Annotated in this window: 12 protein-coding genes; 11 read left to right on the top strand and 1 reads right to left on the bottom strand. The window is 66.3% G+C overall.

The window, feature by feature from the left end:
• The first annotated feature begins 185 nt into the window (after positions 1-185).
• The 10 genes from argS (at position 186) to PV761_RS07475 (ending at position 12850) form a co-directional block, all read left to right on the top strand.
• Positions 186-1850 (top strand): arginine--tRNA ligase, encoded by a 1665-nt coding sequence (gene argS / locus PV761_RS07520; RefSeq protein ID WP_028270107.1) that lies wholly within the window; start codon positions 186-188, stop codon positions 1848-1850.
• A 5-nt stretch (positions 1851-1855) separates the two neighbouring features.
• Positions 1856-3340, top strand: a complete 1485-nt coding sequence (gene lysA / locus PV761_RS07515) for a diaminopimelate decarboxylase (RefSeq protein WP_347895597.1) — start codon at positions 1856-1858, stop codon at positions 3338-3340.
• Positions 3341-4657, top strand: a complete 1317-nt coding sequence (locus PV761_RS07510) for a homoserine dehydrogenase (RefSeq protein WP_347895595.1) — start codon at positions 3341-3343, stop codon at positions 4655-4657. It begins immediately after the preceding gene.
• The gene (gene thrC, locus PV761_RS07505) at positions 4658-5764 is read left to right on the top strand and encodes a threonine synthase (RefSeq protein WP_028270104.1); all 1107 of its coding nucleotides are present in this window, start codon (positions 4658-4660) and stop codon (positions 5762-5764) included. It begins immediately after the preceding gene.
• 2 nt (positions 5765-5766) lie between these two features.
• Complete coding sequence (gene thrB, locus PV761_RS07500) at positions 5767-6753, top strand: homoserine kinase (protein WP_347895593.1); 987 nt, start codon at positions 5767-5769, stop codon at positions 6751-6753.
• A gap of 341 nt (positions 6754-7094) precedes the next feature.
• Complete coding sequence (gene rho / locus PV761_RS07495) at positions 7095-9266, top strand: transcription termination factor Rho (RefSeq protein WP_347895591.1); 2172 nt, start codon at positions 7095-7097, stop codon at positions 9264-9266.
• A gap of 108 nt (positions 9267-9374) precedes the next feature.
• Positions 9375-10448 carry a peptide chain release factor 1 gene (prfA, locus tag PV761_RS07490; protein ID WP_347895589.1) on the top strand — a complete coding sequence of 358 codons (1074 nt, stop codon included), beginning with the start codon at positions 9375-9377 and terminating at the stop codon, positions 10446-10448.
• An 18-nt stretch (positions 10449-10466) separates the two neighbouring features.
• Entirely contained in the window at positions 10467-11351 is an 885-nt protein-coding gene (gene prmC, locus PV761_RS07485) for a peptide chain release factor N(5)-glutamine methyltransferase (protein WP_347895587.1), read from the top strand.
• 36 nt (positions 11352-11387) lie between these two features.
• Positions 11388-12095, top strand: coding sequence for an L-threonylcarbamoyladenylate synthase (locus PV761_RS07480; protein WP_028270099.1), 708 nt, complete (start codon positions 11388-11390; stop codon positions 12093-12095).
• Positions 12092-12850, top strand: a complete 759-nt coding sequence (locus PV761_RS07475) for a WecB/TagA/CpsF family glycosyltransferase (protein ID WP_347895584.1) — start codon at positions 12092-12094, stop codon at positions 12848-12850. The genes PV761_RS07480 and PV761_RS07475 overlap by 4 nt, the downstream gene beginning before the upstream one ends.
• 28 nt (positions 12851-12878) lie before the next feature.
• Here PV761_RS07475 and PV761_RS07470 read toward each other — a convergent pair whose 3' ends face one another.
• The gene (locus PV761_RS07470) at positions 12879-13775 is read right to left on the bottom strand and encodes a glycosyltransferase (RefSeq protein ID WP_028270097.1); all 897 of its coding nucleotides are present in this window, start codon (positions 13773-13775) and stop codon (positions 12879-12881) included.
• A 296-nt stretch (positions 13776-14071) separates the two neighbouring features.
• Between PV761_RS07470 and PV761_RS07465 the strand changes: the two genes are divergently transcribed.
• Positions 14072-15238 carry an MraY family glycosyltransferase gene (locus tag PV761_RS07465; protein ID WP_347895582.1) on the top strand — a complete coding sequence of 389 codons (1167 nt, stop codon included), beginning with the start codon at positions 14072-14074 and terminating at the stop codon, positions 15236-15238.
• The last annotated feature ends 1 nt before the right edge of the window (position 15239 follow it).

Genomic DNA, 15239 nt, shown 5'->3' with positions numbered 1-15239 from the left:
ACCGCAGGGACGGGATCCAGTCGGGCAGTTACAGGATGGACAACGTTGGAATCAGCGTAATGGTTCAGCCTGTGACGAACCCGATTCAATTCTGTGAGCCTTCTTACTCCTGTGCGCCTTCTAGGCGGCGTCATGGCACCGCCGAGGATTCCGCGGGTTTTGCGGGCCACCGGTAGGCTAGATGCGTGACTCCCGAAGAACTCTCCCTCGCCATATCCGCCTGCCTGAAAGACGCCGTCGCCGCCGGCGAAATTACTCTTTCCGCATCAGCTGTGCCGGACGAGGTGCGCGTGGAGCGGCCCAAGAACCGGGACCACGGCGACTGGGCCACCAACATTGCCCTCCAGCTGTCCAAGCAGGCCGGTGTTAATCCCCGGGAATTCGCCACCATCCTCAGCACGCGGCTCAAGGGCATTGACGGCGTTTCGGCCGTGGACATCGCCGGTCCGGGCTTCCTGAACATCACGGTGGACGCCGCAGCTGCGGGCACCCTGGCCAAGGCCATCGTCGAAGCGGGCCCGGCGTACGGCACCAACTCGGCGCTCGCCGGCCACGTGGTCAACATGGAATTCGTCTCCGCCAACCCCACCGGGCCGCTGCACATCGGCCACACCCGCTGGGCCGCGCTGGGCGACTCGATCGCCCGCGTCCTCCGGGCTTCCGGCGCGACAGTCACCGCCGAGTACTACATCAACGACGCCGGGTCGCAGATGAACGTCTTCGCCCATTCCGTGCTGTCCCGGCTGCACGGCCGCGGTGTGCCGGAGGGCGGCTACCCCGGCCAGTACATTTCCGACCTTGGCCACCATGTCCTGGCAGACCACCCGGACATCCGGGAACTGACCGACGTCGCGGCGCTGCCGGTCATCCGCAGCGCGGCGTACAAAGCGCAGATGAAGGACATCAAGGACACCCTCGCCGACTTCGGCGTCGCCTTCGACGTGTACTTTTCCGAGCAGGAACTGCACGACGCCGGCGCCATCGAAAGTGCCGTTGCCCGCCTTCGCGAGCAGGGCCACGTGTTCGACGACGGCGGCGCCGTCTGGCTGCGCACCACGGACTTCGGGGACGACAAGGACCGCGTGATGATCCGCGCGAACGGCGAACCGACCTACTTCGCCGCCGACGCCGCCTACTACCTTTCCAAGAAGGACCGCGGCTTCGACCAGAAGATCTACCTGCTGGGAGCGGACCACCACGGCTACATCCACCGGCTCAAGGCCATCGCCGCAGCGGCAGGCGACGACCCCGAGGCCAACATCGAGGTGCTGATCGGCCAGCTCGTGTCGGTGAACGGCGCCAAGCTGTCCAAGCGCGCGGGCAACATCATTGAGCTCAAGGACCTTATTTCCTGGCTGGGCAAGGACGCCGTCCGTTATTCGCTGGCGCGTTTCCCCGCAGACTCCCCGCTCACCCTGGACCCCGATCTCCTGAAGAAGCACAGCAACGAGAACCCGGTGTTCTACGTCCAGTACGCGCATGCCCGCTCCCGCGGCGCCGCCCGCAACGCCGTGGCGGCCGGCGTCGACCGCACCGTTGACGGTAAGGACGTGTTCGACGCGTCCTTGTTGGACCACCCCACGGAGAACGAACTGCTGTCTTACCTGGGCAGCTACCCGTCCATCGTGGCCAAGGCCGCCGAACTGCGCGAACCGCACCGCGTGGCCCGCCACCTGGAGCTCATCGCCGGCGCCTACCACCGCTGGTATGACGCCTGCCGCATGGCGCCGCAGGGCGACGAGCCCATCACCGACGTCAACCGCACCCGGCTGTGGCTCAACGACGCCACCAGCCAGGTGCTGGCCAACGGACTGGAACTGCTTGGCGTTTCGGCGCCGGAACGGATGTGACCCCCATGTCAGCACAGCACGGGAAATCCTCAGATTACGCATCCCCGCTCGCCCCGGAGTGGCTTGCCGTCCCCGCAGACCTCAACAGGCTCCACGAGCCCCTCTGGGCGGCCGGCGTTGCCCGGAACGACGCCGGTGAACTCGCCCTTGACGGCATCCCGGTCAGTGAGCTCCGGCGCCAGTTCGGCACCCCGCTGTTCGTGATGAGCGAGAACGACTTCAGGGCACGTGCCCGGGCTTTTAGTGACGCTTTCAACGACGCCTTCGCGGACATCTGCGGGGGAGTGGATGTCTACTACGCAGGCAAGTCATTCCTGTGCACCGCCGTCGTCCGCTGGGTTGAGGAAGAAGGGCTGCGCCTGGACACCGCCTCCGGCGGGGAACTCGCCGTCGCGGACCGCGCAGGCATCCCGGGCGCCGACGTCGCCCTGCACGGCAACAACAAGTCCGACGCCGAGATCCACCGTGCGCTGGACATGAAGCTGGGCCGGATTGTGGTGGACAGCCTCGCCGAGCTGGAGCGCGTCGCCAAGATCGCGTCCGAACGCGGCGAAACCGCCAGGGTGATGCTGCGGCTCACGCCCGGGGTGCACGCCCACACGCACGAGTTCATTGCCACCGCCCATGAGGACCAGAAGTTCGGCCTGTCCATGGCGGAAGACACCACGGACCAGGCGGGCCTGTCCGCGGCCGAGGAAGCCGTGGCCGCCGCCACGAGCTACCACAGCATTGAACTCCTTGGCCTGCACTGCCACATCGGCTCGCAGATCTTCGAACCGGACGGCTTCGCGCTGGCCGCAGTGAAACTGCTCAAGTTCCTCGCGTCGATGCAGGAAAAATACTCCATCGTCCTGCCCGAACTGGACCTCGGCGGCGGATACGGCATCGCCTACACGCCGGCGGACACACCGCGCCCGGCGGCAGAGATCGCCCAGGCGATGGCCGCCGTCGTGCGTTCCACGTGCGCCGAACTGGGCATCGACTCGCCCCGGATCTCGATTGAACCGGGACGCGCCATCGTAGGCAGCTCCACGTTCACCCTGTACGAGGTGGGAACCCTCAAGACCGTCCGCGTGGACGCTCCGGCAGCCGAAAATGCCGGGAATGCCGGGGAAAACGTTACGTACACGCGCCGCTATGTGTCGGTGGACGGCGGCATGAGCGACAACGCCCGCCCGGTGCTCTACGACGCGGATTATTCGGCGATTGTGGCGTCGCGCACCTCCGGGGCCGCGCCGCAGCTGTCCCGCGTAGTGGGCAAACATTGCGAGAGCGGCGACATAGTTGTTAGAGATGTATATCTGCCCGAGGACGTGGCAGCCGGTGATCTGCTCGCTGTACCGGGGACCGGCGCCTACTGCTGGGCCCTCTCCAGCAACTACAACTATCTGGCCCGGCCGGGCGTTGTCGCTGTGCGCGACGGATCTGCCCGGCTGATTGTCCGCGGGGAAACCGAACAAGATCTGCTGAACCGCGACATGGGAGTCTGAATGACTGAATTGCGAACCCTGAAAGTAGCCCTGCTGGGCTGTGGCAACGTTGGGGCTCAGGTGGCGCGGATTCTGATTGATGACGCCGAAGCACTGGCCGCCCGCACCGGAGCCCGACTGGAGCTGACCGGCATCGCCGTTCGCACCATCGACGCGCCGCGAGACGTCGAGCTGCCGCGGGAGCTGTTCACCACGGATGCTGAAACCCTGGTCAAGGACGCCGACCTCGTCATTGAACTGATGGGCGGCATCGAGCCGGCCCGTTCCCTGATCCTCAGCGCCATCCAGAACGGCGCCAGCGTGGTCACCGGCAACAAGGCCCTGCTGGCCCAGGACGGCCCCACGCTGTACGAAGCGGCAGACAAGGCCGGCGTCCAGCTGTCCTATGAAGCCGCCGTGGCCGGCGCCATCCCGATCCTGCGTCCCATCCGCGACAGCCTCTCCGGCGACCGCATCACCCGTGTCCTGGGCATCGTGAACGGCACCACCAACTTCATCCTTGACCAGATGGACACCACCGGTGCGCAGTTCGCCGACGCCCTCGCCGAGGCGCAGCGCCTCGGCTACGCCGAAGCGGACCCCACCGCCGACGTCGGCGGCCTCGACGCCGCCGCCAAGGCGACCATCCTGGCCTCGCTGTCGTTCCACACCCGGTTCGACCTCGAGAACGTCCACTGCGAAGGCATCACCGAAGTGAGCGCCGCGGACATCGCCGCTGCCAAGGACGCCGGGTTCGTCATCAAGCTCCTGGCCATCGCCGAGAAGCTTGTTGCGGCCGACGGCAGCGAAGGCGTTTCCGTCCGCGTGCACCCCACGCTGCTGCCGCGGGAGCACCCGCTGGCCGCCGTCCACGGTGCCTTCAACGCCGTCTTCGTGGAAGCGGAAAACGCCGGCGAACTCATGTTCTACGGCCAGGGCGCCGGCGGCACCCCCACCGCGTCGGCCGTGCTGGGCGACCTCGTCTCCGCGGCCCGACGGATTGTCCTGGGCGGCCCGGCGCAGATCGAGACCACCAACGGCCAGGTGCCGGCCCTGCCCATCGACGCCGTCAACACCAGCTATTACATCGGCCTGGACGTTGCCGACCAGCCCGGCGTTCTGGCCAAGATCGCCCAGCTCTTCGCGGAGCACGGCGTGTCCATCGAGATCATGCGCCAGACCATCCACCGTGACGCCGATTCCAACGTGGAATCTGCCGAACTGCGGATCGTCACCCACCGCGCAACCGAAGCTGCACTGGCAGCGACCGTCCAGGCCGTGAAAAGCCTGGACGTCATCAATTCCGTTACATCCGTACTGCGGGTAGAAGGAGTCTAAGTGGCTCACCAATGGCGCGGTGTCATCCGCGAATACGCTGATCGTTTGCCCGTAACGGAAAGCACCAAGGTCATCACCCTCGGTGAGGGCGGCACGCCGCTTGTCCACGCGCAGAAGCTCTCCGAGCTGACCGGGTCCACTGTGTACCTGAAGGTCGAAGGCATGAACCCCACCGGCTCCTTCAAGGACCGTGGCATGACCATGGCCATGACGGCCGCCGTGGCCTCGGGCGCCAAGGCAGTGGTGTGCGCCTCCACCGGCAACACGTCAGCGTCCGCAGCGGCCTACGCCACGGCAGCCGGCCTCCAGTGCGCCGTCCTGGTGCCGGAGGGCAAGATCTCCATGGGCAAGCTGAGCCAGGCGATCGCCCACGGCGCCACCCTCCTGCAGGTGGACGGGAACTTCGACAACTGCCTGGACATCGCCCGGAAACTGGGGGAGTCCTACCCCGTTTTCCTGGTGAACTCCGTCAACCCGGCCCGGATCCAGGGGCAGAAGACCGGTGCCTTCGAAGTGGTGGATGCGCTCGGCGACGCCCCGGACATCCACGTCCTCCCGGTAGGCAATGCCGGTAACATCACCGCGTACTGGAAGGGCTACAAGGAGTACTCCGCCCCGTTCGAGTCCGAAACCGCCGGCACGCTGCCCGCCGTGTCCACCAGGACCCCGCAGATGTGGGGATTCCAGGCCGCCGGCGCTGCACCGTTCGTCGCAGGCCACCCCATCACGGAGCCGGACACCATCGCCACGGCAATCCGGATCGGAAACCCCGCCTCCTGGGACGGTGCCATCGCAGCCCGTGACGAGTCCGGCGGATTCATCGACGCCGTGACGGACGATGAGATCCTCGCCGCGCACCGCTGGCTTTCCGCCAAGGAAGGCGTCTTCGTGGAACCCGGTTCCGCCGCAGGCGTCGCCGGCCTGATCAAGAAGCATGCCGCGGGGCAGGTTCCCACCGGCAAGACCATCGTGATCACCGTGACCGGCCATGGCCTGAAGGACCCGCAGTGGGCGCTCCGCACCGAAGACGGCAGCGACGTCCAGCCCGTCAAGGTGTCCAACGACGTGGTCACCGTGGCCGCCGAACTTGGCCTGGAAGAAAAATAGCCTTGGAAACCACCCTCACCGTGCCGGCCGAGTCAGCTGCCGGGGCGCCGGCAGTTCCGGCCGGGCAGTTGGTAACCGTCCGCGTGCCCGCCACCAGCGCCAACCTCGGCCCCGGCTATGACAGCCTGGGGCTCGCACTTTCGCTGCACGACACGCTGACTGTTGAAACCCTGGGCAGCGGCGAGCTCGAGTTCGAACTGAGCGGCGAGGGTGCGGAGACGCTTCCGCGCGATGCGAGCCACCTGGTGGTCAAGGCCATCACCGAGGCCCTGCACCGGCTGGGCTTCCGGCACCAGGGCCTGAAGATCACGGCGGACAACGTCAACCCCCACGGCCGCGGCCTGGGCTCTTCGGCCTCGGCCGTGGTGGCCGCGGTCACGGCCGCGAATGCGCTGGTGCCGGAGCCGTCCCGCCGCGGCAAGGACTGGATCCTGCAGCTCACCAGCGAGATGGAAGGCCATCCTGACAACGTGGCACCGGCCATATTCGGCGGGCTGGCGCTGTCATGGCAGGACAGTGACCAGTACAGCAGCACCTGCGCCAGGGTGTCGGATTCGGTGATCCCGGTCGTTGCCGTACCTGACTATGAGCTGTCCACCGAAGCGGCACGCGCACTGCTGCCGGCATCGGTGGGCCACCATGCTGCCGCCATGAACTCGGGCCGGGCCGCGCTGCTCATCCATGCCCTCACCAGCAAGCCGGAATTCCTGCTGGCCGGCACGGAGGACTACCTCCACCAGAGCTACCGCGCGGAAGCCATGCGCCCCAGCGCGGACCTGATCCGTGCGCTGCGTTATGCAGGACACGCTGCCGTTGTTTCCGGCGCCGGACCGACTGTCCTGGTCCTCGCCAACGGGGAAGAAGAGGCCGCCGCAGTGGTGGGCTTCATCGAGGCCTACACGCGGGCCAACACGCCGGATGTCGGCTGGCGTGTGATGAAGCTGGCGGTGGACGTTGAAGGTGCTAAAGTGGGAGTGCACCGGCGGTAATCCCGCAGGCAGTTTAAAGAAACCCGCAGTCACGACGAATCCGATGTTGGCCATGGCGCCTGTCTAATCGTTTGCTGCTCTGAACTTCAACTGCGCAACAGTCTCCGGTGCCGCCTGCTTTGGTCTGTCGCAGGAATCTGCAGAATCGCTCTGCACCCCTGAACCGTCAGTCCGCCATTCCGTTCTCTTCTTGGAATGTTCGAGGCGTATCAGTATCCGGCCCTGCTGGCCGAATTCCATCCGGCAAGGCCGAAATCCGGCTGCAGATCTGAACTGCAGCCCAGATCAAATCATCGCGTCCAGCTCCCAGTCTGGACGCCGTCGAGGGGGAAGGATCCTTCGTGACCGAAACCACTGAGCTGTCTCCAGCTGTGGACATATCTTCTGCTACCGACTTGTCGGCAGCACCCGCCAAGAGCAGCGGCCTTGCCGGCCTTAAGCTCGCCCAGCTGCAGGCTCTTGCCAGCCAGCTCGGTATCTCCGGCGGATCCCGCATGCGCAAGGGCGATCTGGTGACCGCCATTTCCGCCCACCGCGCAGGCACTTCAGCCACCAAGGCTCCGGCCAAGGGCGCTGACAAGACCGGCGAAAACATCTCGGCACGGGCTACTGCGCCGGCAGCGGCCGCCCCTGTAGCTGAAGCTGCGGAGGCTCCCGCAGCGGAAGGCACCCGTGCCCGCCGTGGCCGCAGCCGCCGTGCCGGCAGCGACGGCGTTGTCACGGCTCCTGCCACCGAGGCGCCGGCACCGGAAGCCGCTCCCAGCGAAGCGCCCGCGGCTCCGGAAGCCGCCCAGGCCGCTGTGTCCGAAGGTGCTGCACCGGAAGCTGCAGAGCGCCGCCAGCCCCGCACCCGGAACCGGCGCCGCGGTGAAGCAGCCGCCCAGGCGACGGCCCCCGCCGCCGAGGCTGAAGCGCCGGCCCAGGCGCCTGCCGAGCAGCGCGTCTCCGAACAGCGTGTTTCCGAGCAGCGCGTTTCCGAGCAGCGCACGGAACAGCGTGGCGGTGAGCAGCGCGAACAGCGCGGCGCAGACCAGGGCGGCGAAGCAGCCGAAGCCGGTCAGCGCAACGAACGCCAGGCAACCCGCACCCGTGGCGGCCGCGACGGCGGCGAAACCGCCGTTACGCGTGAAACGACCCGCCGGGACGACACCCGCGAGAGCGACGATGCCGACGGCGGAAGCCGCCGCAACCGCCGCAACCGCCGTGACCGCAACGACCGGACGGGCGGCCAGGACAACAGCCGCGACAACCGGGATAACTCCCGCAACGACCGCTTCCGCGACCGTAACGATCGCCGTCGTGGACGCGCCCAGGGACCGGACGTCGACGACGTCGAGGTCACCGAGGACGATGTCCTGCTGCCCGTCGCCGGCATCCTGGACGTGCTGGAGAACTACGCGTTCATCCGCACCTCCGGCTACCTGCCGGGTCCGAACGACGTCTACGTGTCCCTCGCACAGGTCAAGAAGTACAACCTGCGCAAGGGCGACGCCGTCGTCGGCGCCATCCGCGCACCGCGTGAAGGCGAAGACCGCAGCCAGCAGTCCGCCCGCCAGAAGTTCAACGCCCTGGTCCGGGTCACCTCCGTCAACGGCAAGACTCCCGAGGAACTCAAGGACCGCGTCGAATTCGCGAAGCTCGTCCCGCTGTACCCCTCGGAGCGCCTGCGCCTCGAGACGGACCCCAAGAAGATCGGCCCCCGCGTCATCGACCTGGTTGCCCCGATCGGCAAGGGCCAGCGCGGCCTGATCGTCTCGCCGCCGAAGGCCGGCAAGACGCTCATCCTGCAGTCCATCGCCAACGCGATCACCACCAACAATCCTGAGGTCCACCTCATGATGGTGCTCGTTGACGAACGTCCCGAAGAAGTCACGGACATGCAGCGCACCGTGAAGGGCGAGGTCATTGCCTCCACCTTCGACCGCCCCGCCGACGACCACACCACCGTGGCCGAGCTCTCCATCGAACGCGCCAAGCGACTCGTGGAAATGGGCATGGACGTTGTGGTGCTCCTCGACTCCATGACCCGCCTGGGCCGCGCCTACAACCTGGCGGCACCGGCTTCCGGCCGTATCCTGTCCGGTGGCGTCGACTCGGCAGCGCTGTACCCGCCGAAGCGCTTCTTCGGTGCAGCCCGCAACATCGAAAACGGCGGCTCGCTCACCATCCTGGCCACCGCGCTCGTCGAGACCGGTTCCAAGATGGACGAGGTCATCTTCGAAGAGTTCAAGGGCACCGGCAACATGGAACTGCGCCTGTCCCGCCAGCTGGCTGACAAGCGCATCTTCCCGGCAGTGGACGTCAACGCGTCCGGTACCCGCCGCGAAGAGAACCTGCTTTCCCCCGAGGAAGTCAAGATCATGTGGAAGCTGCGCCGTGTCCTCTCCGGACTCGAAACGCAGCAGAGCCTTGAGCTGCTGACCAACAAGATCCGGGAGACCCAGAGCAACGTCGAGTTCCTCATGCAGGTTCAGAAGACGACGCTTGGTGCGAAGTCGGATAACGACAAGTAGCTGTGCTTACCGCTCAAAGTATGCCGACCCTGTGGCCGGCATACTTTGGGCGGTTCGTCGTTAAGTCCCACGAAACTAGACTTGTAAGAGTCGAAAGAGGTTTTGAAAATGTTTGAGTCCGTACAGGGCCTGCTTGATGAGCATGATGCCATCCAGGCGCAGCTGGGGGATCCTGCCGTTTATGCTGACCAGCGGCTAGCCCGGAAGCTTGGGCGGCGGTCTGCTCAGTTGAACGGCATTGTCGAGGCCTACCACCGCTGGGAGGGTATTCGGGACGACCTCGCGGCTGCCAGGGAAATGGCGGACGAGGACCCTGAGTTTGCCGCCGAGGTGCCTGAGCTGGAGGCTTCGCTGGAGACGGCGGCCGCCAAGCTGCGCCGCCTGCTCATCCCGCGCGATCCGGACGATGCCCGCAACGTGATTCTCGAGGTCAAGGGCGGCGAAGGCGGCGACGAGGCTGCGCTGTTCGCTGCGGACCTGCTGCGGATGTACACCCGCTACGCGGAATCACGCGGCTGGAAAACCGAGCTCATTTCGGCCACCGAATCGGACCTGGGCGGCTACAAGGACGTCCAGATGGCGGTCAAGGGCAGCTCGAACGACCCCGCCGAAGGCGTTTACGCGCGGCTGAAGTTCGAAGGCGGCGTGCACCGTGTGCAGCGTGTCCCCGTGACGGAATCCCAGGGCCGCATCCACACCTCGGCCGCCGGCGTCCTGGTGCTTCCCGAAGTGGACGAGCCTGAAGAGCTTGAGATCAACCAGAACGACCTCAAGATCGACGTCTACCGGTCCTCGGGGCCGGGCGGGCAGTCGGTTAACACCACCGACTCCGCGGTGCGCATCACCCACCTTCCCACCGGCATCGTGGTGGCCATGCAGAACGAAAAGTCCCAGCTGCAGAACCGTGAGGCCGGCATGCGCGTGCTGCGCGCCCGCATCCTGGCGCACCAGCAGGAACAGATCGACGCCGAGAACTCGGCCCAGCGCAAGTCCCAGATCCGCACCATGGACCGTTCCGAGCGCATCCGGACCTACAACTACCCGGAAAACCGCATCGCGGACCACCGCACCGGGTACAAAGCCTACAACCTGGACCAGGTCATGAACGGCGACCTGGAACCCGTGATCCAGTCGGCCATCGAGATGGACGAACAGGCCCGCCTGGACGCCATCAGCGAATAGTCTCCGGCGGCACGCACGATGACACTCGGAACTGGGCTGAGCCTGGCGGAAGCCGTCCGCGAGGCGACCGCCATCCTTCACGACGCCGGGGTTCCCAGCCCGCGCGTGGATGCGGAGCTGCTGGCGGACCACCTCCTGGGCGTCGGCCTGGGCAGGCTGCGGGCCATGCTCCTGGCGGATTCGTCCCCGGAGCCCGACGGCTATTCCGAGCTGGTGGCCGAGCGCGCGCAGCGGGTGCCGCTGCAGCACATTACCGGTGTGGCCCACTTCCGCTACCTGCAGCTGGCCGTGGGGCCCGGGGTCTTCATTCCACGGCCGGAGACCGAGTCCGTGGTCCAGCTGGTCATTGACCGGCTCAACAAACCGGCCCAGGGCACCCGCCGTCCCAAGGTGGTGGACCTGGGCACGGGCTCCGGAGCCATTGCCGGCTCCATCGCCCTCGAAGTGCCGGGTGCGGACGTCTACGCCGTGGAGTTCAGCGAATTTGCCCATGCCTGGGCCGAACGCAACCTGCGGCCGCTCGGGGTCACCCTGCTCCGCGGGGACCTTCGGGACGCTCTGCCGGAACACAACGGAACGTTCGACGTCGTGGTTTCAAACCCGCCGTACATTCCCGCCGAGGCGATTCCCAACGAACCCGAAGTGGCTTTGCACGATCCGCCCGAAGCGCTGTACGGCGGGGGAGCGGACGGGATGGAACTCCCGACGGCGGCGGCGGCGTCTGCCGCACGGCTGCTGGTTTCCGGCGGCTACTTCGTCATGGAACACGCCGAAGTCCAGGCAACATGGATCGCAGCCATGCTGAAGGCCTCGGGCCTCTGGTCAGACGTGATGACGCACCTGGACCTCAACGGCAAGGAACGCGCCACGAGTGCAGTCCTTGCCGCACCGTCGGACCGATAAACCAATCAGCCCATGAAGTGATGAAAGAATAGGCCAGTGACCACAACCTACGACTGCACGGCAGCTGACCAGCGGGCCGAAGGGCTGGAGAATGCCCAGCGGGCCATCCGCCAACACAAATGCGTGGTGTTCCCCACCGACACGGTGTACGGAATCGGTGCTGACGCGTTCTCGCCCCAGGCTGTCAACATGCTGCTGGCGTCCAAGGGCCGCAGCCGGAAGATGCCGCCGCCGGTCCTCATCCCGCGGCTCAACGCCCTGGACGGGCTGGCAACGGACGTCCCTGCAGAGGCCCGCAAGCTCGCCGAGGCGTTCTGGCCGGGCGGCCTCACCATGATCTTCCACGCCCAGCCGTCGCTCGACTGGGACCTGGGGGAGACCAAGGGCACTGTCGCGTTGCGGATGCCGGCCGACGACGTTGCTCAGGACCTGTTGACGCTGACCGGACCCCTCGCAGTGTCGTCAGCAAACCGCACCGGCCAGCCGGCAGCCCGGACCGCCGCCGAGGCCCTGACCCAGCTCGCCGAATCCGTTGAGGTCTACCTCGAAGGGGGACTGCGTCCGGAGGGCGGCGCGGACGCGGAGGCCCTGCCCTCAACCATTATCGACGCCACTGCACTGCCCCTCAGGGTGGTGCGCCAGGGTGCCCTCGCCCTTGAAAAACTGCGCGAGGTTGTTCCCGGACTCCTGGACATTGACGGCAATGCCGCCGACGAATCCGTCACGGGATCCGGCGTCGAATGATTCTCACCCGGCAGCACATCCCCGTCCTCGGTGTCGACGCGACGCCACTGACCGTGCAGGGGATGACGGCCACGCTCGACCGTTTTGTCGCAGAAGGCGGCACCCGCACGGTGGTGGGCCACAACCTGCACAGCGTGACGCTCTTCCACTCCGATCCGGAATTCCGGGCCCTCTACGAAAACAGCGATGTCGTGCTGCTCGACGGCGCGCCCGTGCTGTGGCTGTGGGGACGGTCGGGGGATGCCGACGGGCCCGTCATGGACTACCGCCTGGGTTCCACCGACTGGATCCCTGCCCTCGGCAATGTGGAAGGCCTTGAACGAATTGCCGTGCTCGGCGCCGGCGCGGAAGCCAACGCCAGGGCTGTGACGCGCCTGGCCGGGATCGTGCCGAATGCCAAAGTGGCCGGCATGCCGGGCGAAGGCTGGAACAGCGACCTTGAAAACGACGCTGTTGCCTGGTTGCAGGAGCTGCGTCCGCAGCTGGTGCTGCTCGGACTCGGGATGCCTTTGCAGGAAATGGTCCTCCGCCGGAGGCTGGACGCACTTCCCCCTGCCGTGTACTGCGCGGTGGGCGGTGCGATCGAACAAATCGCCGGAATCCAGAAGCTTGCTCCGCGCTGGTTGGGACGCCTGGGCCTGGAATGGGCCTGGCGGCTCATGCTGCATCCCCGCAGGGTGGCCTATCGTGTTTTCGGTGAACCGTGGGTGCTGCTGGCCCTCCTGGTCCGGAGGCGACTCAGGCAGAACGGCTAGGATCCGCCGTTTTCCAAGCTAGAACAGGCTAGAACTTCTGGTCCTTCAGGGGACCGAAGCCCTTGCCGCGCAGGCCGGTGGAAAACGCCCGGAACCAGTCCGCCAGGCCGCGGAAGTCGCCGCGGCGCAGGAAGTAGCCGAGGTAGCCGCCAACGTCCGCCACGAGCGACTTCACGCGGAAGTGGCGGCGGATCAGGTAGCCGCGGTTCCGGTAGTAGTAGTAGCGCTTGAACGCCGTCTCGGGAACGATCACGTGCCACCTGGCGCCAAATACGTGCTGCGTTTCGGCAAAGGCGTGCGGATGCGTGATGGCGGTGGTGGTTACCGTGCCAAAGCGGATGCCCGCCTTCCGGAGCCTGATGGTGAAGTCCACCTCGTCGCCGCGGATGAAAAGCCGCATGTCAGGCAGGCCCACCTTGAAGAAGACGTCCGACCGGATCAGCGCTCCGTTGAAGAAGTGGCCGTCGTCGGGCAGGAAGCCAAGCTTCTCCACTTCCGCCCGGTCGTGGGTGACTTTACCGTCGAGGCGGAAGAAAAAGGACAGCCGGTCCGGGTGGCCCGGCGCGGCAACGAGCGGGACCACAGCATCCAGGCCGCGGGCTTCGGCTTCCCGGAGCAGCGTGGCGAGGCATTCCGGGTCGCCGGGCTCGGCGTCGTCGTCCATCATCCAGATCCAGTCAGCGCCGCTGGCAACCGCCTTCAGGACGGCGAGGGAAAAACCACCGGCGCCGCCAAGGTTCGCTTCGGACCGGACGTAGTCCACGTTGGCGTGCTGGTCCGCCACCTCTTTGGCAGGCACGGTGCCGCTGTCCACGAGGCAAATGGAATGGACCGGAGAGCTCTGCCGGTTGATGGCATTCAGCAGGACGGCGAGCTCGCGGGGACGGTCAAACGTCACGGCGGCAACTGCAACCGAGGGGGACATCGCTGGTTCCTTTCAACACGGCCGCCGGTGGATTTCCCGCCGGCAATGGGCCGTGTGACGCGAAGCCAGCCAGCCGTTGGCATTAGTATCTTGACTAGAGTCCACTGTAATACAGCCCTGTCAGGCACCAAGCACTGCCTGCCGCGCGCACGGCGACGGAGAAGTTTCATTTATCGAAAGTCAGTTCCACAGCAATCGAACCCTAGCTATCCCTGCCGCCGGCCACTGACCGGGCTGCAGGGATACACACTGTCGAGGGTTGGTTCCGTCAACGGCGCGGGGAAGGTGGCTTCCCCATGATCATGTACCTGCTGATGATGCTGACGGCCGCAGGCGTGTCCTTCGCCGCCACCTGGGGTGCACGGCTGATCGGCAACAGGCTTGAGCTTTTCTCGCCGATCCGCAGCCGTGACACCCACTCCCATAAAGTCTCCCGGCTGGGAGGCCTGGGCATTTACGCGGGATTCCTGGTGGCGCTGATCGTGGCGAGCCAGTCCTTCTTCGTCAAGGACATCTTCCGCGGCAACGCCTCGCCCTGGGGCGTGCTGGCCGGCGCCACGCTGATCGTCATCGTGGGTCTCGCCGACGACCTCCTGGACCTCCGGTGGTGGGTGAAACTGATCGGCCAGAGCGCTGCCGCCATGGTGGTGGCCATCTGGGGCGTGAGGATGAGCATCCTGCCGTTGATACCCGAGCCGATCCTGCTTGAGAATGAGATCGTCCGCATCGTCCTCACCGCGGGGCTGATCGTCACCACCATGAACGCGTTCAACTTCATCGACGGGCTGGACGGGCTCGCCGCCGGCGTGGCCATCATCGGCGGCGCGGCGTTCTTCCTGACTGCCTACTGGGTGCACAGGTCGGCCGTGCTGCTCGACTATTCGGATCTCGCGACGCTGCTCACCGCGGTGGTGGTGGGCAGCTGCGCAGGCTTCCTGCCGCACAACTGGTTCCCTTCGAAGATCTTCATGGGGGACTCCGGCGCCATGCTGATCGGACTCCTCATGGCCTCCGCCGGCATTGTCTCAACGGGCCAGATCACCTCCGGGCTTTACGACCGGGCCAACGGTATACCGACGATCATCCCCATCCTCCTGCCGTTCGCAGTGCTGTTCCTGCCGTTGCTGGACCTCAGCCTTGCGGTGGTGCGGCGTACTGCGCTGGGACGTTCGCCCTGGTCCGCGGACCGCGGACACCTGCACCACAAGCTGATGGACATTGGCTACTCCCATCGCGCATCCGTCATCCTGATGTACGCCTGGACCTGCGTGCTGGCGTTCGGGGGCCTGGCCTTTGCCATCTTCCCGTGGCAGCTTGTGCTGGCTGCGGACGTCGCGGCAGCCGCGGTCATGGCTGTGGTCACTGCATGGCCGTACCTTCGCGACAAGGCGCCCGGCCCGGGGCCGCGGTCGGAAGGGGAGTACGAGGCCGAAGCGGAAGCGGAAGCGGAGGGGGAGGAGTGAG

The sequence above is a fragment of the Arthrobacter sp. CC3 genome (genome assembly GCF_039907775.1).
In the GTDB taxonomy this organism is placed as follows: domain Bacteria; phylum Actinomycetota; class Actinomycetes; order Actinomycetales; family Micrococcaceae; genus Arthrobacter.
The sequence above is the reverse complement of the archived record's forward strand: the minus strand, read 5'-3'. Positions and strand labels throughout refer to the sequence as shown.